The following is a 22316-nucleotide window of genomic DNA, read 5'->3' on the forward strand; positions in this document are numbered from 1 at the left end:
TCGGAGACCGAGAATACGTCCAAGGGGCTGAAGGTAGTAAAAAGCTATCGGGATAAGGGTTACGGCACCGGCGGAGTGTTCCGGGGGAAAGGGTCCTTTATCAGCCATTCTCTCTCCGTCCGGAAATTGTCGGATTTTCTTCCGCTGTCGGTTTCAAAGATATAGATGCTGTAATTCCCTGATTCATACGGAAGAAATTCTCTTGCGAAAAATATTCTCTTCAAGTGAATTTCGGGTCTTTGCATCAGCTCGCGCTTGTCCATCCATTTTCCCCAATGAGCGTCTACCAGCAGCAGGGAGCCGTTGGTCATTTTTCCGTAATGACCTTTGTGGTTGACCTGAACCCAGCCCTCTTCATCCCAAAAATCTCTGTTGAAATAATACCAGAACATAGGATCGGTACTATAGATCTTCCGATGTTGCTTATCTCCCTCGGGAAATGTGGAGGAAAATTCCTGCACCGCGCGCTGCACCGGATTCTCCCGCAGCGGCAAGTCCACCGCCCTCCATGTTAAAAATCCCTGGAGCAATAACAAGAACCATCCGGCAGGAATGAACATCCTCGATTTTCTGATCCATTGCAAACCTGCAAGGACCAGCAATGCAGCCAGCGGGGCCACCGTAGCCATTACACGCAGCAATCCGATTGCGCCGGCTTGTCCTTTGTAATTCACATAGGAATGTGCCGCAAGTACCATGAAAAATCCGGCGGCCGGAAGCCAGTCGTTCCACTGCTTCATCCTCCGGCCCCGCTGAATCATCCAAGCGGATCCGGCCACCAGCAGTATGCTGCCGGCTACTCCGAAGAGTCCATTATATGAAAGAAAATAATGAAACGGGTCGCCGGTTCGTGTAAAATCATCCGCATGGTAAGGCTGCTGCTCTAATACCCAGAAAATATCATTGAAGACCAACGCGCCTGCCAGCGAAAAGAAGAGGGTGCCGGTAGCCAGCCAGGGTATTCTTTTCCACTCCTTCCTTAAGACAAAAAGTAGGGCGAAAAGAATAATAAATGCAAATCCCTCCTGCCGCGCAAAGGGTAAAAAAGAAACCACCACGGCTGCGGTGATATCCTTCCCTGAAAAAAGGGCATACACGGCCCAGGCCAGAAGAAATGCAAAAAGGGGCTCCGTCATGGTACTGAAAGTGAGCGGCAGCCATACCGGGAACAGGAAAAGAACGGCTCCTGCAAACCAGGCTGAATATAATCCCAGTTTCCCTGCAGTCCGGATGACCAGCCATGCAGTTGCCGCACTAACCAGAATGTTGAAAAATCCGTGAGCACCTGCGCCTCCCTGAGCAAACGGAGAGGAAAAAATGGTAAAAAGAGGTTTCCCCCACAGATCAAGAAAAAGTTCCGGGTGCTGCCAGGAATACTTCGCAATACCGTAATGCATGATGGCATCTGTTCCACCTTCCGAGGTTTCGGAAGTAATCCATACTATCACAGACAGTATAGTGCCGGCGCAAACCGTCAGCAAATCAGTCAATACGACACCCCGCACGAGTGTCCGCATGGGAATCAGGATTCTTTTTTGGTGAAGGGCTTATTGGCGAAAAAGCGCCAGGACAGCCCGGTGGTAATAAAACGTTCGGAAGCAACCTGGGCCTTGTTCAGTCGCTGGTAAACAGGAAACTCGGAAGAAATGTAATACAGCAATTTCCCTTTAAAGAACCCATAGGACAGCTGAGGTACAAGAAACAATTTTTCACTGCCCGTTGCATCCACATCATACAAATAGGATCCCATCATATACGCGTCCTCGTTGTATTTCATCCGCTCGATATTTTCCGTCTTGAGCTGGAGGGTTACTCCCAGTTTCTTTTTAAAAACCTTACTCACAAATAATCCGAGCGCAGTGTAATTTCCAAACTTCTCTCCCAGCGGATTCCAGCCCTTATGCACATGCACCAGTGAACTGAAGACTTTCAGTTCCGGCTTCAGGAGTTCGCGATAATAAAATCCGTATAAAATCACATCGTTGGCACCCGTGGAAGGTTGCACGGCAGGCGGCATGGTAAAGTAGATGGTAGTACCCGAGAAAGGTTCCAGCATTCCGATTGAATCATTGTATTTCCCGAGGGGAATTTTAAAACCCAGTCCTAATACAATTTCCGTTTTATGTGACTCACAGGCTTTGCTGTACACCTCGTATCTCGGGAAAAGAATGAGATCGCCGATGCCGCCTGATTGATAGGATAGTGAATCGTTAAGAAAATCGGTCCGGTTCAGGTAATATCCGGATTCAACGGAAAAAGTTAGTTTTTTCGAGAGCCCGATGGCCGTGCGGAGATACAGGTAATTGCTGGAAAACCATGTTGTGGTATCCTTCAATTTTTCGCTGCCCCTGTAGTAAGTACCTGTGTAAATATGCTGAAAATGGGTACTGATCTCCATCTGTTTCTCCTGCAGAACACCCTGAGACGTACCTCCGGCCACGGGGCTGCCGCTGCCGGCAGAACAACACTGTGCCGCCGCAATGGCCGAGGCAAGGATGCTCAATAAAAAAAACGCGGATCTCACTATTGAACAACAAATTTCAGTACACGGGCGCGGGTTCCCTCACTCACTTTCAGGAAATAGATACCGGGTGCCAGATCCTTCGCACTCCACTCTACTTTCTGATCTCCGGCGGCAAAAACAGAAGAAGACACTGTTTTGAGCCGGCTGCCCAGCAGATCATAGATCTCGATCTGCAGGTTGGCGGAATTCTGCAAGGAAAAAGTAAGAACACCCTTGTCCGTTACCGGGTTGGGAGTTAATACCAGCGGACTTACGTTGGAAGAAACATCTTTAACACTGTTCACAATATCCAGACAAGCCTGGGTAATGGCGTTTTGAACCGTGGTTGAATTCACCGAATTGTTCTGGATGGTATAAACCGTATGCGTAGGTCCTCCCACCACCACAATCTTCGGCATGGCTGCTGCTCCATAAGCGGTCATATCTATAGCCGCATTTGAAAAGTTGATTGTATTCGGGCCGATATTATTGGTGGTACCCCAGTTGGTTAACGTGGCACAGTTTGTATTTCCGTAATCATCAATGAGATAAAATTCCACGTCGCAACCTGAAGAAGCAAAACTCTGGGCTACGTTATAGGCCGTAAGTGTGGGGGTAATACAAACACCGCAGGGCATTACCCAAGCCATTACGATTACCTTGCCCTGGTTGAGCTCGGTAAAAAGATTATGTGGGTTTCCACTGCAATCATTTGCAGTCCAGTCAGTAGCTGTGGTTTGTGCAGAGAGCCAACCGCTGATTAGCAGAACGGCGGCAAATCCAATTTTTTTCATCTTCTCAATTTTGCCGCAATTTAGTGATTACGAAGGCTATGAACAATGGAGAAAGTCATATTCTGAGTTGATTTTCGACCAAAATCAGTACATTTATTCCTTCGGAATTACGGCAAACCCTAATCTAAAACCCTATGTCTCAACCGGTACCAACAGATCTTGAAATCGCACAGAAGGCGAGCATTCTGCATATTAATGAAATTGCAAAAAAGCTGGGATTAAACCTCGATGAACTGGAACATTATGGTAAGTACAAAGCCAAGCTTCCCCTCCACCTGATTGATCAGAATAAAGTTGCCAAAGCCAACCTTGTGCTGGTAAGCGCTGTCAATCCCACCCCGGCCGGAGAGGGTAAGACCACTGTTTCGATCGGGCTCTCGGACGGACTGAATAAAATCGGAAAAAAATCCATGGTTGTGCTCAGGGAACCATCGCTTGGACCTGTTTTCGGAATGAAAGGAGGAGCGGCCGGCGGCGGATATTCCCAGGTTATTCCCATGGTGGATATCAACCTGCATTTCACAGGTGATTTTGCTGCCATTGAAAAAGCCAATAATCTCCTGGCAGCACTCATAGACAATAACATTCAGAATAAAAGCAATAATCTGGGAATAGATCCGCGCACGGTGGCCTGGAAGCGTGTGATGGACATGAACGACCGTTCGCTCCGGCAAATGGTGATTGGTTTAGGAGGTACCGGTAACGGAATCCCCCGCGAAGCAGGATTTAATATTACTGCGGCTTCCGAAGTGATGGCCATCCTGTGTTTGTCTAAAGATTTTGCAGATCTGAAAAAGCGGCTGGGAAATATTTTCGTGGGATACACTTTTGGGAAGAAGGCGATCTACGCACGCGACCTCAAGGCAGAAGGGGCTATGGCTATTCTGCTCAAAGATGCCATCAAGCCCAATCTGGTGCAAACACTTGAAGGAAATCCCGCCATCATTCATTGCGGACCATTTGCCAATATTGCGCAGGGTACTAATTCCATAGTGGCTACGCAGATGGGCTTGTCTCTTTCGGATTATGTTGTAACAGAGGCAGGCTTCGGCGCTGACCTGGGAGCGGAAAAATTCCTTGATATTAAGTGTCCCGCAGGAGAACTCAAGCCAAAAGCCCTCGTGATTGTGGCCACTGTGCGTGCCCTCCGGCATCATGGCGGTGCCCGAAGCGAAGAGTATAACACCCCGAATATGGAGTACGTGAAGAAGGGGTTCGGAAACCTAGAAAAGCATATAGAAAATTGCAGGCAGTTCGGATTCACGGCGGTGGTAGCGCTGAATTTCTTCCCCACCGATTCGGAAGAAGAATTGAATTTTGTAAAAGAAAAATGTGCCGCGATGGGCGTCAAGGCGGTGGTATCCAGAGGCTGGGGACAGGGAGGAAACGGCACCAAGGAGCTGGCGCAGGCCGTGGTGGAGGTAATCGAAAGCAAGACGAACAATTACAAACAGCTCTACGACTGGAGTATGCCTATTGAGGAAAAGATCAAAACCATCGCCACCCGAATTTACGGAGCGGATGATGTAACGTATTCACCCAAAGCGAAATCCCAGCTTAAAGAATTTGATAAACTCGGCATTGGCGGCTTCCCGGTGTGCATCGCCAAAACACAGAAGTCATTCACAGACGATGAAAAGAAAGTAGGCCGTCCGACCGGATTCAAGATCAATATCCGGGAATTTGAGATTGCAGCCGGCGCCGGATTCGTGGTGGCCATAGTGGGTGAAATGATGCGCATGCCCGGACTGCCGGTAATTCCTGCTTCCGAAGGAATGGATATAGACAACAACGGTAACATCACCGGACTTTCCTGATGGAGATCAAGCGCTTTACAGGACTGCGTTTTAGCACTAACCATGCAGAAGAAGTGCAGGATGATGTAACTGTGGAGGTGGCCTTATCCATTTCCGTTAATCAGATTCCTTTTACAGTTACAATGCAAACGCCGGGAGATGAGTTTGACCTTGCCCGCGGCCTGATGCTGACGGAAAACCTCCTCCGCAATTCGCTGGCAGCTCCCCGGATAGAAATCCTCTCACGCAATAAAGAAGGACATATTGATTCCGTTAATCTTACCATTCCGGAAGAAAATGTTTCGATGGATCTGCTCGGAAAACGCAATCTCATCTCCGCCTCTTCCTGCGGGATCTGCGGTAAGACCAGCCTTGAAGGCATGAGTGGCCCACCCCTCGACAACCAGCGGACGCTTGATGCCGCTGCTGTTGGAAAAATGTTTGAATTCCTGAACCGCAAACAGCTCCATTTCCAGCGTACCGGGGGAACACATGCAGCGGGTATGTTCACACTGGAAGGGGAAGCGCTCTCCGTGCGTGAGGATATCGGCAGGCATAACGCGGTAGATAAAGTGATCGGTGATTTGCTCAACCGCGGCTTGCTGGAAAAGGCCCGTCTGCTGACGGTAAGCGGAAGAATTTCCTTTGAAATTGTAAGCAAGGCACATCTGGCGGGAATCTCATTTGTAGCCTCCGTTTCTGCCCCCTCCAGTCTCGCCGTGGAATATGCCCGCGAATCAGGAATCAGCCTGCTCGCCTTTTGCAGAAATGGAAATTTTACGGCCTACACTCATACCGGAAAGGTGAAAATACTTTCTCCTGTTACATGATTCAAGATACCCCGCACTATGTCTAAGAACCTCAGTGAACTTTCAGGCAGAAAAGGATTAACGAAGAACCTCTTTGAAGAGTTGGGTGCCGCTGCAAAGCGGACCGGAACTCCTTCTGCAGCTGAAATGGAAAAACTTGCCGATGAGTTTTTGATTGGCAGGGCCAATGTTTACGGCACGGCAAGTTTCTATGATTTTCTCCACGCCGGCAACAAGGGCAAAAAGGTGTACACATGTAACGGCAGTTCCTGCCTGACAGCCGGCACACAGGACGCACTCAAAAAGAAGCTTTCCCGCCATTTCAAAAAAGAAGAAATCGGGGAAATGTGCTGCATGGGACGCTGTCATGAGAATCATTCTTTTCATTACAAAGGCCTGAATTATTCCGGGAAGGATATCGCGGAGATCGCACAGATCCGTAAAGGGAAATATAAAAGTCCGGGTGCCTATTCTACCGGCCACCTTGGCACCCCTGTGCTGACTGCGCCTTTCCCCGGAATAGAAAATTTCTATGCCCTGCTGGGGCCGTCTCTTAAACGGGGAGCCGGTGCCTTACTGGAAGAACTAAAAATTTCCGGTTTGCGCGGACGCGGCGGGGCCGGATTCCCTCTTGGCATGAAACTGGAATCCTGTAAAAACACAGAAGGAAAGATCAAGTTTATCGTCTGTAACGCTGATGAAGGAGATCCGGGCGCGTATTCGGACCGCTATTTGCTGGAACAACGTCCGCACAGTTTACTGCTGGGAATGCTACTGGCAGGGTTTATCACCGGCGCAACTACCGGCGTAATCTATATCCGGACGGAATATCCCGAAGCCATTGCTGTTGCACAGCAAGCGATAGACGACATCCGCAGCGCAGGGTTCACCGGTACCAATATTCTTGCCTCCGGTTTCGATTTTGATTTTAAGATCATTCGGGCCGCCGGTGCATATATCTGCGGCGAGGAAACGGCGTTGCTTTCATCCATTGAAGGACAAAGACCGGAAGTACGCGTACGTCCGCCTTATCCCACCCAACAGGGACTCTTCAATAAACCAACCGTGGTGAATAATGTAGAAACCCTTGCCTGTATTCCCTATGTGATCCGCAACGGGGGCAAAGCGTTCGCTTCCCTTGGTAAAGGGCGAAGCACAGGCACCAAACTGGTTTCGCTCGACGGGTTTTTTAAACGGGCCGGAGTATATGAAGTGGAAATGGGAACTCCCCTGAAGGAAGTATTTCAGAAATGTGGCGGCGGATTGCGGGAAAAAATTAAAGCCTTTCACATTGGAGGTCCGCTGGGCGGGCTTGTACCTGCTTCCCGGGTGAAGGATCTGACTCTTGATTTCGAATCCTTCACTTCCGGCGGATTTTTGCTTGGTCATGCTTCCGTAGTGTGCCTGCCCGCTGATTTTCCAGTGATAGATTACATTGAACATCTTTTCCGTTTTACGGCACACGAAAGTTGCGGGAAGTGTTTCCCCTGCCGCCTGGGTTCAACCCGCGGATATGAATTGGTAAACAAAGCCAAAGAAGAAGATTACAAAATAGACCGGACGCTGATGAACGACCTGCTTGAAACAATGGAAACAGGATCGCTCTGCGCGTTGGGAGGCGGACTTCCGCTGCCGGTGAGGAATGCCCTGCAGTATTTTGAAAAGGAATTAAAACCCTATTTTAAAAAGTAACGCATGAGTCAGCCGATCGCCTATATTGATAACCGTCCGTATGAGATTATCCCGGGAGAGACCCTTCTCATTTTTTTGAAGAGAAATTTCGGGAAGGATTATATTCCCACCCTGTGCGATGCCCCCAAGCTGGATCCCTTCGGATCCTGCCGGGTATGCAGCGTGGATGTGGCGCTAAAGGAAAACGGTCCCACAAAAGCCCAGGCCTCCTGCCACACGCCTGTGGTTCCCGGCTCTTATATTTATCCTCATTCCGAAAGAATACAGAAACTGCGGAAGAATATCGTAGAACTGGTACTGACAGATCATCCGCTGGACTGCCTCACCTGCGAAGTGAATAACAACTGCGAACTGCAAACCGTGGCAGCCAAAGTAGGCGTCCGTGATGTGCGCTATCCCGAAGGGAAAAATCACCTCGGCAGGAAAAAAGATCTGAGTCATCCGTACATGACATCCGACTTTTCAAAGTGCATTAATTGCTTTCGGTGCGTACGCGCCTGTGATGAAGTGCAGGGGCAGTTTGTGCTTAGCATGGCCGGAAGGGGATTTGACAGTCACATCATCAAGGGGATGGAGACCACCTTTGCCGCTTCCGACTGCGTGAGCTGCGGCGCCTGCGCTCAGGCTTGTCCTACCTCTGCTATATCGGATGTTTTTGAATCCAAATCAGTAGCCAACGTCACCAAAACCCGCACCGTATGTACTTACTGCGGTGTGGGATGCAATCTGGAGGTGGCCACCGTGAATGAAAAAGTCAAGTCCATACAGGCGCCCTACAATGCGGAAGTGAACAGCGGACACACCTGCCTGAAAGGGCGTTACGCATTTAAATTCTATGATCACCCTGACCGGCTGACAACACCACTGATCAAACGCCACGGAAAATTTGAGCCGGTAAGCTGGGAAGAAGCCTACGATTTCATGGCAAAGGAATTTACCCGCATAAAACAAACAAGCGGCCCGGATGCCATTGCCGGCATTTCATCTGCACGCACCCCGAATGAGGAGAATTACCTGATGCAAAAATTCATTCGTGCTGTTATCGGTACCAATAACATTGATTGCTGTGCCCGGGTGTGTCATTCTCCAACGGCACTGGGCATGCAGAAATCTTTCGGAACCGGGGCGGCCACCAATTCCATAGAAGACCTGGAATACACCGATTGCATTTTCGTTATCGGTGCAAACCCTAACGCAGCACATCCGGTAACCGGGGCGAAAATCAGGCAAAAAATGATGAAGGGAGTGGTGGGTATCGTAGCTGATCCGCGCAAAACCGAACTGACAAAATACGCCACGTATCATCTGCAGTTACGTCCGGGCACCAACGTAGCACTGCTGAATATGATGCTGTATTATATTATCAGCGAAGGCGCGGAGGACAAAGAATTTATTGCTTCCCGCTGCGAAGGATATGAGGAGATGAAGGAAGAAATAATGAAGCTGAAAATGGATCAGCTTGAAAAAATCACCGGTGTAAGGAAAGAACTTGTTCGGGAGGCAGCCCTGGCCTACGCCAGGGCCAAAGCAGCCATGGAATTTCACGGACTGGGGGTCACCGAGCAATACCAGGGAACCTATACTGTGCAGTTGATTTGCGATCTGGCAATGATCGCCGGCCACGTGGGAAAAAAAGGCACCGGGGTGAATCCGCTGCGCGGACAAAACAACGTACAAGGCGCCGCAGATATGGGAGCCCAACCCCACCAGGGAGCCGGCTACCTCGATTTTACAATTCCCGAAATTCTGTCGAAGTACAACCGGTTTTACGGTACAACCGTTTCCGGAAAAGCCGGCTACAAAATTCCCGAGATGTTTGAAGCGGCCATAGATAAGAAACTTAAGGCCCTTTGGATCATTGGCGAAGATGTGGTGCAAACCGATCCCAATTCCCAAAAAGTAATGAAAGCCCTGGACAGCCTGGAGATGCTGGTGGTGTCTGAGATCTTTATGACCGAAACGGCCCGCCTTGCCACAGTAGTGCTTCCCGCCTCTACCTTCCTTGAAAAAGAGGGCACCTTTACTAACGGCGAACGCAGGATTCAGCGGGTACAACGGGCAGTGCCTCCACTAAAAGGCACCAAACCCGACGGACAGATCATTGTGGAAATGATGCGAAAAATGGGATATGACCAGTGCGATTATACAGCGGATAACCTGCTGAAAGAAATTTCGCAGATCGTTCCGTTCTTTGAAGGCGTGAAATGGGATGAATTAGGAGACAACGGAAAACAATGGCCGGTGGCCGCCGGTGGCACCGAAACTAAAATCATGCACCAGAAGGAATTCAAAAGAGGCAAAGGAAAATTTTATTTCTACCCCTTCGAGGAAAGCCGGGAGCTGGAAAAGAACGGAAAAGAATACCCGTATATCATTACTACCAACCGGGAGCTGGAACACTATAACTGCGGCACCATGACACGCCGTACAGGAAATGTAAAAATTCTCACCGAAGATGTACTGCTCATTCATCCGGACGACGCGAAACTGAAAAATATTGCTGACGGCGATATGGTATGCGTGGAAAGTGCCAGGGGAAAAGCAGATATCAAAGCCCGGATCAGTGAAGATGTAAAACCCGGAATATTAAGTTCCACGTTTCACTTCCCCGAGATAATGCTCAATAATATTACCTCTGACGAGCACGACAGCGAAGCGCTTTGCCCGGAATATAAAGTAGTAGCCGTTCGCATCCGCAAAAGCAGGGGAAGGCAGGGGAAGCAGAACTGATTTGTTCAGGCGCGATCCAGGGCCTGCGCTACATCAGCGATGATGTCTTCCGGATGTTCTACACCCACAGATAAACGTATCATTTTGGGAGTGATACTCATCTTTTGCTTAAGTGCTTCATCTACCGGAAAATGCGTCATGGTATACGGATGCTCTGCCAGAGATTCCGTACTTCCGAGGCTCACCGCCAGTTTAACGAGCTGTAATGAATTCAGCACTTTAAATGCCTTCTTCATTCCACCCTTCACGTCAAAACTGATCATGGCCCCCGGACCCAGGCATTGCCTGCGGAATATCCGGTGCTGAGGGCTGCCCGCTTTGAGTAATCCCGGGTAGTAGACTTTTTCCACTTTCGGATGTTTTGAAAGCCAGCGGGCCACCACCGCTGCATTTTCGGCCTGGGTAGTCATGCGCATTTTAAGCGTTTCCAGGCTCCGCATCAGCAACCATCCTGTGTTGGGAGATGCCATAGTGCCCATGATACTCCGGAAGGACTTGATCCGTTTCATCAAAACAGCTGAGCCTACGCAGGCGCCGGCGATTACATCGCTGTGTCCGCCAATATATTTTGTTGCCGAATACAATACCAAATCAAATCCGTGCTTGAGCGGATGAGAAAAAACGGGTCCCAGAAAAGTGTTATCAATAGCGGTTATTACCTTTCTGCCGTTCCGCCGGGAATACGTTTGTGCCAGCGCAGCACACATTTCCAGGTCGAACAAATCGTTGGTTGGATTGGCCGGACTTTCCACATAGATCATGGCCAGTTTACCCGCCATTCCGGTAGATTCAATCACACGCAGGATTTCCTCCTTGCTCTGATCCGGCATAAAACCCACCGTATTTATTCCGTACTTCTTCAGTACGTTCTTAAAAAAATGATCGGTCCCTCCGTAGAGGGGCTCACTGTGCAGCAGGAGATCTCCGGGCTGTAACAATTCCAGCACCGTTGTGCTGATGGCCGCCATTCCACTTTCGAAAACTGCCCCGTCCTCCGCTTCATCCCAAAGGCATAATCTGTTTTCCAGGATTTCCAGATCCGGATTATTGATGCGGCTGTAGATCAGTCCTGTTTCTTCCTTCGGGCGCAGATCCCTCTTTCCGTAGGCTACCTCAAAGAAGGCCTTCCCTTCCTCTGCCGTTTTAAAACCAAAAGTGGATGTCTGGAAAATAGGACACTTCACTGCGCCCTCGGATAGTTCCGGTTTGTAGCCATGACTCATCATGAGGCTTTCCGGTCTGTATTTTCTCTTTTTTGCCATACGGTTGATGTTGCTGTAACAAAGGTGAGAAAAATAGTCATTATTGCTTCATTTTACTCATTATTTAGTGTTTTATTCTTCTATTAGCCGATTTCCAGATGTTTATTCTTCTACATTCCGTACATTTGCAGTCATTCAGAAAATTCATCCGATGGAAAAACTGGACACTACCGACCGGCAGATTCTTCGTTTACTGCAGCGCGACGGCACCTTGAACATCAAGCAGGTAGCCGACGAGGTGGGATTAACCGCCACGCCGGCATACGAGCGGATACGTCGGATGGAGCGCAGCGGCATCATTTCGAAATACGTGGCCTTGCTTAACCGTGAGAAGGCCGGGAAACCGCTGATGGTATTCTGTCATGTTTCTCTTCAGCTCCATTCCAAGCCGCAACTGAAAAAATTCGAATCATCCATTGTAAAATTCGACGAAGTAATGGAGTGTCATCACACGGCCGGGGCGAACGATTACCTGCTGAAGATTCTGGTACGCGACATGAATGAATACAGTGCGTTTATCACGAACAAGCTGGCCGCCCTGGATAATATTTCACGGGTACAGAGTTCCTTTGTTATGACCGAAGTGGTTAGTAAAACAGAAATTCGCCTGGAATAAGGGCCCGATGTATCAATCAGCCTGCGGCGACAGATCTCCGGATAACACGCTTCGATAAACTACAGCAGCATGATGAATGGAAGTGGTCTCGATGGGAGTCGAACCCATAACCTTCGGCTTCGGAGGCCGACACTCTATCCAGTTGAGCTACGAGACCAAAATTGAAAATAATGGGGCCAAAGATACTCTTTTCTATTGGCGTCAGTGAGTTGAACCGAACCCATTCGTCTGCCGCTCAGGTCCGGATCCCTGCGACTAAAATATCATCCAGTTGCTCTGTGTTTCCCATCCATTCCTTCATCGTTTCCGCCAGCCGGCTCTGCTGCTCCTTGCAGGTCATTCCCCCGAGTTCCTTTAAAAGATTCTTGAAGCGCTTTGTCCGGAACTTCTTCCCCTCCTGTCCGCCAAACTGATCCGCATATCCATCTGTACTCATGTAAATCATACTCCCCGCAGGCAGTTTCAGAACATGGCCTGTGAAACTCCTCTTCTCTCCCCTGCCCTGACTACCGCCGATGGGTGCCTTGTCTGCGGCCGTTTCTGTTAGCTCACCCCCGTAATAAGTCCACAAGCTCCTGTTGGCTCCTGCATAATGCAATTCTCCCTTGCTGCGTTCAATTGAACAGATGGCGATATCCATCCCGTCATTCGTCTCGGCATCATTATGCTGTTGCAGCGCCTTCACAACCCCGGAATGTAGGTGCTCCAGAATTTGCGCCGGCTCATGAATGCCCTTTTCATTGATAATCTCACTGAGAAGACTGTTTCCGATCATGCTCATGAAAGCACCCGGAACACCGTGTCCTGTACAGTCTGCCACGGCAAAAATAACCTTGCTCCCGGCCGAAGAAAAAAAGTAAAAATCTCCTGATACAATATCCTTGGGACGATAGTAAACAAAGTGTTCCCCCAACCCTGCATGCAGCACCTCATCAGACGGAAGAATGGCTGTTTGAATTCTCCGCGCGTAAAGTATACTGTCTGTAATGCTTTTGTTCTTCTCCTCAATGATCGCATTTATCTTTTGCTTCTCCTTAAACCCCCGAAAAAGAAAAAATGAAAATACGATTACAATCAGCAGTCCGGCACCTGAAAACCAGATAAGCATGCGCTGCTGCGACAATTTTGCATTGGAGAGATCCTGCTCCTTTTTATAAAGTTCGATCTCCCGGTCTTTCTTCTCGGTATTATATTTACCCTGCAGCTCGGCCATTTCTTCCTTCGCATTGGCATTTAACAGGGAGTCGGTGATCTTCTTGTACTTGATGTAATATTTCAGTGCATTCTTATAGTCTCCGGTACGCTCATACAGTTCATACATTCCGCCGTAACCTTCCTTCAGCCAGTCGTAATAGTGCGTTTGTTCCGCCAGCTGCATTCCCTCAATATAATAGTTGAGCGCGTTCTCGAACTGCCCCCGTTCTTTGTAGGCCGTTGCCAGATTGCCAAGAGTGTTCGCAATACCGCGGATATCATTCTGTTCGCGTTTTATTTTCAACGACTGGTCATAATAGTGAATCGCCTTATCCATGGACTGGCTAAAAAGGTTGGAGGTCTGATTATCCTGGTCGTCCAGTGCCATATCGAAATACAAACGTCCCAGACTGTTCAGAACATGCCCCTTTACTTTCTGATAATTACTCTTTTCGCAGGTAAATAAGGCCTGAGTATAAAAGTCAAGCGCCTTACCGTATTCTTTGAGCCGGTGATGAATGATCCCAATGTTCGACTGGGCCTGAGCGATCTGCGGCGAGCGGTTCTTCTCCTGCGCCAACTGCAGCACCTCCTGGTAAAAACGGAGCGCGTTTTTATTATCCTCCATCGAAAAATAAAGCGCTCCGATGCTGTTCTTGATCCGTAAAATATCCGACCATCTTCCTGTTTCTTCGGCCAGCTTCAATGCCCTCAGGTTGTTTTCCAGCGCTTTGGGAAGATTTCCAAGGATCTGATAATACTGACCAAAAAAAGAATAAACACCCACCAGCCCGGGCTTGTTTCCGGTACTATCTGCGGCCTGCAATGCCCGGTTGCCGTATTCATAGGCTTTTTGCTTTTCTTCAGGCGTTGCACTGAAATTAAGAAAAACGTTGGCCAGATTTATCAGCGTTAGTACCCTTGCCGTATCATTCGTCTTGTACTCCTGCAAACGCCTTTCCAGCGAATCCGCGCGGGCGTGGTTAACACCCTGGGAAAATACCACCACCGGTAAGATCAGTACATTAAACACGAGAAGGAACCTCATATCCTAATTGGCTTGAAATCAGGGCGTGAGTTAAAGATAAGAAAAGTCGCAGGTACAATATCCGGATGCATCCGCCGTTTGGGGAGAGGCAGGAATTTCGTATCATTGTAATCCCGTGAAAAAACCCCTGTTCATCCTCATTATCAACACATTGCTTATGGTTCATGCCATAGGTCAGATTGGCATCGGCCAATGGCGGGATCATTTGCCCTACCGGAAAGGAACCGCGGTAACCTTCAGTGGTGAAAAAGTGTGGTGCGCTACCCAGGGTGGGATAATTGAGTACGACAAAGGAGACAACTCCATTAAGCGTATCGGAAAGCATAACGGATTTTCCGACGTTTCTCCCAGCGATATCAAATTCAATTCCTACAACAGCACACTGGTTGTAACCTACACCTCCGGTAATATTGACATCCTGGATGGAACCATCGTTACAAATATATCTGACATCAAGCGCGCCAATATCGTAGGAAGTAAAACGATTAATTCTGTTTTTCTGAAAAACGATTACGCTTATCTCAGTACCGGCTTCGGCATTGTTGTGCTGGATACGCGTCGGAAGGAAATCAAAGACACTTATTACCTTGGAGTAAACGGCGGATATATCAATATTCATGATGTGGGGATGGACGGCACCTACATCTACGCAGCTACGGATTCGGGCGTTTACCGTGCCCCCCTGTCCAGTAACAATCTTTCGAATTTCGCGGCATGGAGTAAAATGACCGGATTACCCACAGGGATCTATTCCAGTGTATGTGCTTTCAACGGCAATGTGTACGTGAACTTTGCTAAACGGCTGATGACGCTGGCGTACGGACAGGATACTGTTTTTGTTTATAACGGAAGCGCCTGGTCTCCTGCTTTCATACCGGTTTCAGGATACAACTGTTTTCATATTGAAGCCAATGCCAACAATATTGTTTTTTCATTCGACGGATATTTTGATGTTTATGACCCGGCCATGACGCTGGTTTCACACGTTTACACTTATCAGAACGTATTTCCGGCCCCCCGGCAGGTAGCCATGGAGAACGCGAATAGGGTATGGGTGGCGGATGCGAATATTGGTCTGGTCAATGTGTGGAACACCTGGAATACTTCCGCACATACACCCGATGGCCCGTCTACCAATAAAGTATACGCGCTGGATGTGAAAGGTCAGAATGTCTGGGTAGTGCCTGGCGAACACAACGGGTTGTGGGACAACGCTGACGATCCGAATGTGGACGGAATCTTTTATTACAGCAATCAAAGCTGGAATACCATTGACCTGAACACCCAAACCATTCTGGACTCTGTAAGAGACATTGTATCCGTTACGATTGACCCGCAGGATCCCACCCATGTTTATGCAGGAACCCTGGGGAAGGGACTAATCGAAATCCGTAACGGAGTAATCACTACTTTTCACAACCAGTATAACAGTGCGCTTCAGCCCCGCGGGGATGCACCCCAGACCGGATGGGTAGCCAGTTACGGGCAGGTGTTTGATGAAGACGGGAATCTGTGGGTCAGCAATGCAAAAGCCAACACTCCCATCTGTTTGAGAAAACCTGACGGCTCCTGGTACGCATTTAATTTCGGTGCCGGATACCAGGCGTTGCTCATCAGCAACCTCATCATAGACAAAGAAGGACAAATCTGGGGCGTTTTACCGCGCGGTGGCGGATTGCTCGTGTATGACCCGGGATCCGACCCGGTTTCTTCTGCTGATGATCAGGTTAAAAAGGTGATTACAGGCGAGGGATTGGGAAATCTGCCCAGCAATGAAGTGTACAGCATCGCCTGCGACGACGATGGGGAAATCTGGATAGGAACCGACCGCGGCATTGCAGTGATCTATAGCCCGGAGAATGTTTTTAACGGAGGGGATTTTGACGCCCAGCAGATTTTTGTCACACAGGACGGGCACACGCAGATCCTTCTGGAAACAGAGGTGGTAACCTCTATCACCACCGACGGCGCCAACCGTAAATGGATCGGCACGCAAAATGCAGGCGTATTCCTGCTCTCGGAAGACGGGCAGACTCAAATCTATCACTTCGAAGAAAATAATTCCCCCCTGCTTTCCAGTACCATTACTTCCATTGCGATTGACGGCATTTCGGGAGAGGTTTTTTTTGGTACCGCACAAGGACTGTGTTCTTTCCGCAGTACGGCAACGGACGGACTGGAAAATTTTGAAAACGTGTATGCATTCCCTAATCCTGTGCGACCGGGCTATAACGGGATTGTTGCCATACGCGGACTGGTAAAAGACTGCCATGTCAAGATCTCCGATATTTCAGGTACGGTAGTTTATCAGACCAGAGCGCTGGGCGGACAAGCCATATGGGATTGCCGCACATTCAGCGGTAACAAAGTAAGCAGCGGAGTTTATATGGTATTTCTTACCAACGATGACGGCAGCAAAACGTTCGTGACCAAGATCCTCGTGATCAACTGAACATGCTTGCTTCCACGCGCGGTATCGTTTTTCATACACTTCCGTACTCTGATACCACCGTAATTTCCCGCATTTATACTGAAGCGTATGGTCTGCGAAGTTACCTTGTGAACGCAGCGCACAGCCGCCGTTCGGCTTCCAAAGCCCGTTTGCTGCAACCTTTGTCGCTGGTGGAACTGGTAGCCTATGAAAAGGAAAACCGGGGACTGCAGCGGATCCGGGAGATCCGTACCGAGGTGCATTATATAAACCGGGAAGATATCCGCCGGAGCAGTATCCTTCTTTTCCTGGACGAAGTGCTTTGCCAGGTGATCCGGGAAGAAGAAAAAAATCCGCTATTATTTGAATTCCTGCATAGTTCACTTCAGATCCTGGATGTACTGCCCGGCAATCCCTCTAATTTTCATCTCAGTTTTCTGCTGCAGCTATCAAAATACCTTGGCTTTTTTCCTCACGGCAATTATTCGGAGTTTTGTCCCTGGTTTGATCTGAAGGCCGGGGAGTTTGTTCCCGAGGAGCCCGCTCATCCGCTCCACCTCGACCCGGCGGCAGGAAAAATACTTGGGAATTTTCTTTTTATGGACTATGGTGGATGCTGTGAAGTAGCGCTGAGCGGGGAACAGCGAAGAGCCGTTCTCCACGGAATCATCAGTTACTACGGCACCCATGTAGAAGGATTCCCCTCACTAAAAAGCGTACAGGTGCTGGAAGAGGTGCTGGGAGAACTAGCCTAATTCCTACTTTTGAACCATGCCGGTCATTTACGGAATACTCGCAGTTTACGGAACCCTGCTCTTCGCCCTGACTTTGATTCTGGCTGTTCCCACCTATTTTTTTGTGTTCACTTTTTTTCCGCCGCAGCGTGCGCCCCGTGCCGCCCATCAAGTCAGCCGGTTCTGGGCCGGCGTACTGATGTTTTTCCTGATGGTAAGGGTACGGGTAAAAAACCGCGAGATACTTGACCCGAACGCTGTGTATGTGGTCATAGCAAATCACCTTTCCCAGCTGGATATTCCCACCTATGCCATCGCCTGCACGCCCGTTGTTCGTTTTCTTGCCAAAGCAGAACTGGGAAAGATCCCGCTGTTGGGATATGTGATACGCAGAACCTATCTGATGGTAAAGAGGGAGGACAAGGCCGACCGGCATAAGATCATGATCGCCATGCAAAAAACCCTGGAAGAAGGCATTGGCCTCTTCCTCTGCCCTGAAGGCACGCGCAACCGCACCGAACAAGCTCTTTTGCCGTTTAAAGACGGCGCTTTCCGGCTGGCTATCCGCGCGCAGGTGCCCCTGGCGGTACTGGTTGTGTACAACTCCCATCTCCGGAATCGTCCTGCTCAACCCCTTTCACTTGTTCCCGGTACCATTGAAGCAGAGTGGCTGGAGGTAGTAGATACCCGTGGCATGACGGAGGAAGATGTAGAAAAACTGCGCGACCGTGTTTGGTCCGGTATGAAAACAAAGATTTTAAACCGGAGATCAGCTCATGGAAAATAAGAAGCCACGGTCTATCCTACTACCTCTGATTCTGATTGCTGTACTGGGGGTGGGTTCCTTTCTGATCCGGCTTGCTTTCGAAAACCCTCCAATACCGGATGGCGGAGATTGCAGCTATTCGTCCGTTTATCATCCTGCATTGATAATTAGTATAGATACAGTCAGTGAAGGGTATTGCGAAATGGAGATTGAGGTGCGAACGGACTACGGAACGGATACCTTACTTTATTCTCAGGTTTTTGGCGGCTATGCCAGTTTTGAGCAGATCCGCCGACACGGGATATCCCTGGGCGACACCCTTCAGTACCAAATCAGGGATATTGTCTCCGGATCTTGCAATCCCCATATTGAAACCCTCCTCCTGCCACCCGCCCCCTGAAAGAAAAAAGGGGCGGGGGAAGAGAAAGAGCTATACGCGTTGTCCGGCAGGCACGATGCCGTATTTCTGCTTCAGGCGATCATCATATTCGTCTGCATAAGATCCAATACGGTTGAACATGGCCTGTGCCTCGTTCTGATCCAGCCCATCCAGTTCACGGATCGACTTAATGTACGCCCATTCCTTGAAAATGGTAAATGATACTCCGTACAGATTGTGGTTGATCTCGAGAAGTTCCTTGGTGAATAGATGCTGGTTGTTCACTGGCACTTCACATACAGGGGCCATCACCTGGATGTAACCGTAATCCTGAAGATTTCCCTGTTGATCTTTGGTTTGCCACACATCTACCCAGATATTGGCAGATCCCCGTTTAAGATTCCACTGTCCGGCGATTTCCCCGCGGCAAATAGCAGGATCTACGCCCAGGTTTCGGATAATATCCTCCACCATGTTGTAATACGTCTGAATTGGTTGCATTTTTTGTTATTTAAGTTAGACCTTTAAAACCATGGCTGGTTTTTAACAAAGATATGAGTATATCTTTCCCCTGCAAGTAAAATCAGGGCTTTCGTAACGGGTTCAATTGCATTACCTTTGCCCCATGTTCAACACAAAAAAAGATCCCATGTCAAAAAGCCATACCACCGATTCCGGCACTGTAAATATCATCGGGGCGGGAACCATCATTGAGGGTGAGATTAATACAAACGGAGACATCCGGGTAGATGGATCGCTCACAGGTAAACTGAACGTGAAAGGAAGGCTTGTACTGGGAGCTTCAGGGAACATTGAGGGGGAGATCAGCTGTCAGAATGCCGACATTTCGGGAACCATCAACGGGAAGATCAATGTGACCGATCTCCTTGCTCTTAAATCCTCCTCCAAGCTTTCGGGAGATATTGTTGCCAATAAACTGGCGATTGAACCCGGTGCTGTGTTTACGGGTTCCTGCTCTATGGGCGGGATCATCAAGGACATGAAGAGCGCGGAAACTACTGAGGAAAAAGCGGTCTCCTACTAAACTAATTCATCCTCCACCGGAGGTATCTGCTTTCCGATGAATTATTTTCTCCGGCTTGGTTTGCTCTGCGCACTGCTGCTCCTGCTGGCCGCGGTACCCTACCTTTCACAGGAACTCGTTTCTTTCCGTCATCCGGGCGCTTTTGTAATGACTCCCCTGTTCTGCCTTTTCACACTGTTTCAGCACCAATACCTCATCCGTTCTACCAAAGGCTCCCCTACCGCCTTCATCAGGGCATTCATGGGTATGACCGTAATGAAAATGCTGGTGCTGGCCACCGCCTTTATCCTCACACTGGTACTGGGAGTGCCTTCGCCTTTTTGTTTTGCAGGCTGGTTTGTGCTGATCTATATCAGTTTTCTGATTTATGAGGTTGTGCAGCTCTCCGCAGTGCTAAAAAAGACTTCTTAAGTCCTGATTTTCTGACACTTGAAATAGCCCCTTTTTCCCTCCGGGATTGTGAAAAAAAGAGGCCGGGCCAGCGCATTTCTGAACCATTTATATATATAAATTTGCCCCCGAATTTCAGGGTATGAATACGGTGTTGAACTCTCGCATATTTATCGTTTTAGCCTTCCTGGGTCTTTCCTTTTCCGCTTTTGCCGGAGATCCGGACCATCACTCCGTTTCTGCCGATACCGGTTCCGGTGCCCCGTCTGCTGCCGGGCACGGCAGCGATAAACTGGACGTGGGTGCCATGATCCTCCATCACGTTCTCGATGCCCACGAATGGCATTTGTGGGGAGAAGGAGAACATTCCGTTTCGGTTCCGCTTCCTGTCATCCTCTGGACCGACAAGGGCTTAGATGTATTCCTGTCTTCTGCCTTTCACCATGGTACAGCCACCGTAGAAAAAAAGTATGCCTACCGTATCGAACACGAGCATATTTATATTGTGGATGAAACCGGACTGAAAGATGAGCGTGCCAGTGCAACACTGATCGATCTTTCTGTTACCAAAAACGTGGCCTCCATTTTTGTGGCCATGATCCTGATGATTCTTATTTTCCGCGCTGTGGCAAAAGGATATGTGCGCAACAAAGGAAAAGCGCCCACCGGCATCCAGTCGTTTTTTGAGCCTCTGATCATTTTTGTGCGCGACGATGTAGCCCGTCCTAACATTGGAGAAAAGAAGTATGAGAAATACATGCCTTTTCTCCTTACAGCCTTTTTCTTCATCTGGATAAGTAACATGATGGGACTGGTTCCTCTTATTCCGGGGGGTGCCAATGTTACCGGAAATATTTCTGTTACGCTGGTGCTGGCATGCATTACCTTTCTGATCACGCTGTTCAGTTCCAACGGACATTACTGGAGACACATCCTCGCCATGCCCGGAGTGCCGGTGCCGGTGCTGTTCATCCTCACACCGCTGGAAATACTGGGAATGTTCATTCGTCCGTTGGTGCTCATGCTCCGACTCTTTGCCAACATCACTGCCGGTCACATCGTAATCCTGTCCTTCGTTTCGCTCATTTTCGTATTCGGTGAAATGAGTTCAACCGCCGGGTACGGATCGTCCGTGCTTTCAGTTTTCTTCGTTTTGTTCATGTCCCTGCTGGAGTTGCTGGTGGCCTTCCTGCAGGCATACGTATTCACCTTGCTCTCGGCGATCTATATCGGCGCGGCAGTGGAAGAAGGTCACCATGCCGAACATCATTAAATGAATTTTTGTTAAACCCTTAATACCTAATCAAATGTTAAACCTCGTATTACTTGCCGCAGAAAACCTCGGTCTCGGATATGGTCTGGCTGCTCTTGGAGCGGGCCTCGCCGCCGTGGGAGCAGGACTCGGTATCGGTCGCATTGGCGGAAGCGCGCTGGAATCCATCGCACGTCAGCCGGAAGCACTGAACGACATCCGCGCTAACATGATCCTTACCGCTGCCCTCGTGGAAGGTGCCGCCATCATCGCGATGCTGGTAGGATTCCTCGTAGTGTTCAAGTCGTAAGCATTTCGGACAGCTCCCGGCGGTTGGCTGGGATGCTGTTTGAACAAGGGAAACAAAAACAAAAAGAACATGGAACTGTTAACGCCCTCGTTAGGACTCATCGTTTGGATGACCCTTTGCTTTCTTATCCTTTTCTTCCTGCTGAAGAAAATGGCCTGGAAGCCGATCATGAAAATGATCAAAGACCGTGAAGTTTCCATTCAGGACGCGCTCGATTCAGCTGAAAAAGCCCGCGAAGAAATTAAAAACCTTCAGGCAGGTAATGAGCAGATCCTTAAGGAAGCCCGCTCGGAACGCGACCAAATGCTGAAAGAAGCACGTGATATCAAAGATCAGATTGTAGCGGAAGCCAAAACAAAGGCTCAGCTGGAGGCTGATAAAATTATGACCACCGCCCGTGAGAACATCCAGCACGAGAAAATGGCTGCCATCACCGAATTGAAAAACCAGGTGGCTCAGCTCTCCATTGAAATTGCAGAAAAGATCCTGAAAGAAGAATTGTCTTCCCAGGAAAAACAAAAGCAGCTGGTGAAAGCCCTGCTGGATGATGTGAAACTGAACTAAA

Annotated in this window: 20 protein-coding genes and 1 tRNA gene; 14 read left to right on the top strand and 7 right to left on the bottom strand. The window is 49.0% G+C overall.

Annotated features, from left to right (window positions below):
* Positions 1-59: 59 nt before the first annotated feature.
* From IT233_13555 to IT233_13565, 3 genes are read right to left on the bottom strand one after another with little or no spacing between them, the layout of a single operon-like run.
* The gene (locus IT233_13555; GenBank protein MCC7303661.1) at positions 60-1517 is read right to left on the bottom strand and encodes a DUF2029 domain-containing protein; all 1458 of its coding nucleotides are present in this window, start codon (positions 1515-1517) and stop codon (positions 60-62) included.
* A 5-nt stretch (positions 1518-1522) separates the two neighbouring features.
* Positions 1523-2524: a hypothetical protein gene (locus tag IT233_13560; GenBank protein MCC7303662.1), complete on the bottom strand. Its 1002-nt coding sequence runs from the start codon at positions 2522-2524 to the stop codon at positions 1523-1525.
* Positions 2524-3297 carry a T9SS type A sorting domain-containing protein gene (locus tag IT233_13565; protein MCC7303663.1) on the bottom strand — a complete coding sequence of 258 codons (774 nt, stop codon included), beginning with the start codon at positions 3295-3297 and terminating at the stop codon, positions 2524-2526. The genes IT233_13560 and IT233_13565 overlap by 1 nt, the downstream gene beginning before the upstream one ends.
* Before the next feature lie 134 nt (positions 3298-3431).
* Between IT233_13565 and IT233_13570 the strand changes: the two genes are divergently transcribed.
* Genes IT233_13570 through fdhF form a run of 4 tightly spaced genes read left to right on the top strand, consistent with a single transcriptional unit; the run spans position 3432 to position 10324 of the window.
* A complete protein-coding gene (locus IT233_13570; GenBank protein MCC7303664.1) occupies positions 3432-5114 on the top strand; it encodes a formate--tetrahydrofolate ligase in 1683 nt (560 codons plus the stop codon).
* A complete protein-coding gene (gene fdhD / locus IT233_13575; protein MCC7303665.1) occupies positions 5114-5923 on the top strand; it encodes a formate dehydrogenase accessory sulfurtransferase FdhD in 810 nt (269 codons plus the stop codon). Before IT233_13570 ends, fdhD begins: the two co-directional genes overlap by 1 nt.
* A gap of 18 nt (positions 5924-5941) precedes the next feature.
* Positions 5942-7594, top strand: coding sequence for an NAD(P)H-dependent oxidoreductase subunit E (locus tag IT233_13580; protein ID MCC7303666.1), 1653 nt, complete (start codon positions 5942-5944; stop codon positions 7592-7594).
* A 3-nt stretch (positions 7595-7597) separates the two neighbouring features.
* Positions 7598-10324: a formate dehydrogenase subunit alpha gene (gene fdhF / locus IT233_13585; GenBank protein MCC7303667.1), complete on the top strand. Its 2727-nt coding sequence runs from the start codon at positions 7598-7600 to the stop codon at positions 10322-10324.
* Between the two features lie 5 nt (positions 10325-10329).
* Here fdhF and IT233_13590 read toward each other — a convergent pair whose 3' ends face one another.
* Complete coding sequence (locus tag IT233_13590; protein ID MCC7303668.1) at positions 10330-11586, bottom strand: cystathionine gamma-synthase family protein; 1257 nt, start codon at positions 11584-11586, stop codon at positions 10330-10332.
* A 151-nt stretch (positions 11587-11737) separates the two neighbouring features.
* Between IT233_13590 and IT233_13595 the strand changes: the two genes are divergently transcribed.
* Positions 11738-12202: an Lrp/AsnC family transcriptional regulator gene (locus IT233_13595; GenBank protein ID MCC7303669.1), complete on the top strand. Its 465-nt coding sequence runs from the start codon at positions 11738-11740 to the stop codon at positions 12200-12202.
* An 83-nt stretch (positions 12203-12285) separates the two neighbouring features.
* Here IT233_13595 and IT233_13600 read toward each other — a convergent pair.
* Positions 12286-12359: transfer RNA gene (locus IT233_13600), tRNA-Arg, on the bottom strand.
* 78 nt (positions 12360-12437) lie between these two features.
* Entirely contained in the window at positions 12438-14444 is a 2007-nt protein-coding gene (locus IT233_13605; protein MCC7303670.1) for a tetratricopeptide repeat protein, read from the bottom strand.
* Positions 14445-14559: 115 nt separating this feature from the next.
* On the opposite strand from IT233_13605, the gene IT233_13610 reads away from it, so the two are divergent.
* The 4 genes from IT233_13610 to IT233_13625 are packed head-to-tail and all read left to right on the top strand — an operon-like array spanning position 14560 to position 18775.
* On the top strand, positions 14560-16896 hold the full coding sequence (locus IT233_13610) for a T9SS type A sorting domain-containing protein (protein MCC7303671.1): 2337 nt from the start codon (positions 14560-14562) through the stop codon (positions 16894-16896).
* A 2-nt stretch (positions 16897-16898) separates the two neighbouring features.
* Positions 16899-17630 (top strand): DNA repair protein RecO, encoded by a 732-nt coding sequence (gene recO / locus IT233_13615; GenBank protein ID MCC7303672.1) that lies wholly within the window; start codon positions 16899-16901, stop codon positions 17628-17630.
* Positions 17631-17646: 16 nt separating this feature from the next.
* Positions 17647-18396: a 1-acyl-sn-glycerol-3-phosphate acyltransferase gene (locus IT233_13620; protein ID MCC7303673.1), complete on the top strand. Its 750-nt coding sequence runs from the start codon at positions 17647-17649 to the stop codon at positions 18394-18396.
* Positions 18386-18775 carry a hypothetical protein gene (locus IT233_13625; GenBank protein ID MCC7303674.1) on the top strand — a complete coding sequence of 130 codons (390 nt, stop codon included), beginning with the start codon at positions 18386-18388 and terminating at the stop codon, positions 18773-18775. The genes IT233_13620 and IT233_13625 overlap by 11 nt, the downstream gene beginning before the upstream one ends.
* Before the next feature lie 30 nt (positions 18776-18805).
* On the opposite strand, the gene IT233_13630 is transcribed toward IT233_13625, so the two are convergent.
* The gene (locus tag IT233_13630; protein MCC7303675.1) at positions 18806-19255 is read right to left on the bottom strand and encodes a YbjN domain-containing protein; all 450 of its coding nucleotides are present in this window, start codon (positions 19253-19255) and stop codon (positions 18806-18808) included.
* A 148-nt stretch (positions 19256-19403) separates the two neighbouring features.
* On the opposite strand from IT233_13630, the gene IT233_13635 reads away from it, so the two are divergent.
* The 5 genes from IT233_13635 (at position 19404) to IT233_13655 (ending at position 22315) form a co-directional block, all read left to right on the top strand.
* Positions 19404-19799: a polymer-forming cytoskeletal protein gene (locus IT233_13635; GenBank protein MCC7303676.1), complete on the top strand. Its 396-nt coding sequence runs from the start codon at positions 19404-19406 to the stop codon at positions 19797-19799.
* A 36-nt stretch (positions 19800-19835) separates the two neighbouring features.
* Positions 19836-20210 (top strand): hypothetical protein, encoded by a 375-nt coding sequence (locus IT233_13640; protein ID MCC7303677.1) that lies wholly within the window; start codon positions 19836-19838, stop codon positions 20208-20210.
* A 121-nt stretch (positions 20211-20331) separates the two neighbouring features.
* Entirely contained in the window at positions 20332-21462 is a 1131-nt protein-coding gene (atpB, locus tag IT233_13645; GenBank protein ID MCC7303678.1) for a F0F1 ATP synthase subunit A, read from the top strand.
* A gap of 34 nt (positions 21463-21496) precedes the next feature.
* A complete protein-coding gene (gene atpE, locus IT233_13650) occupies positions 21497-21751 on the top strand; it encodes an ATP synthase F0 subunit C (protein ID MCC7303679.1) in 255 nt (84 codons plus the stop codon).
* A gap of 69 nt (positions 21752-21820) precedes the next feature.
* A complete protein-coding gene (locus IT233_13655) occupies positions 21821-22315 on the top strand; it encodes a F0F1 ATP synthase subunit B (GenBank protein ID MCC7303680.1) in 495 nt (164 codons plus the stop codon).
* Position 22316 lies beyond the last annotated feature (1 nt).

Source organism: Bacteroidia bacterium (assembly GCA_020852255.1).
GTDB lineage: Bacteria > Bacteroidota > Bacteroidia > JADZBD01 > JADZBD01 > JADZBD01.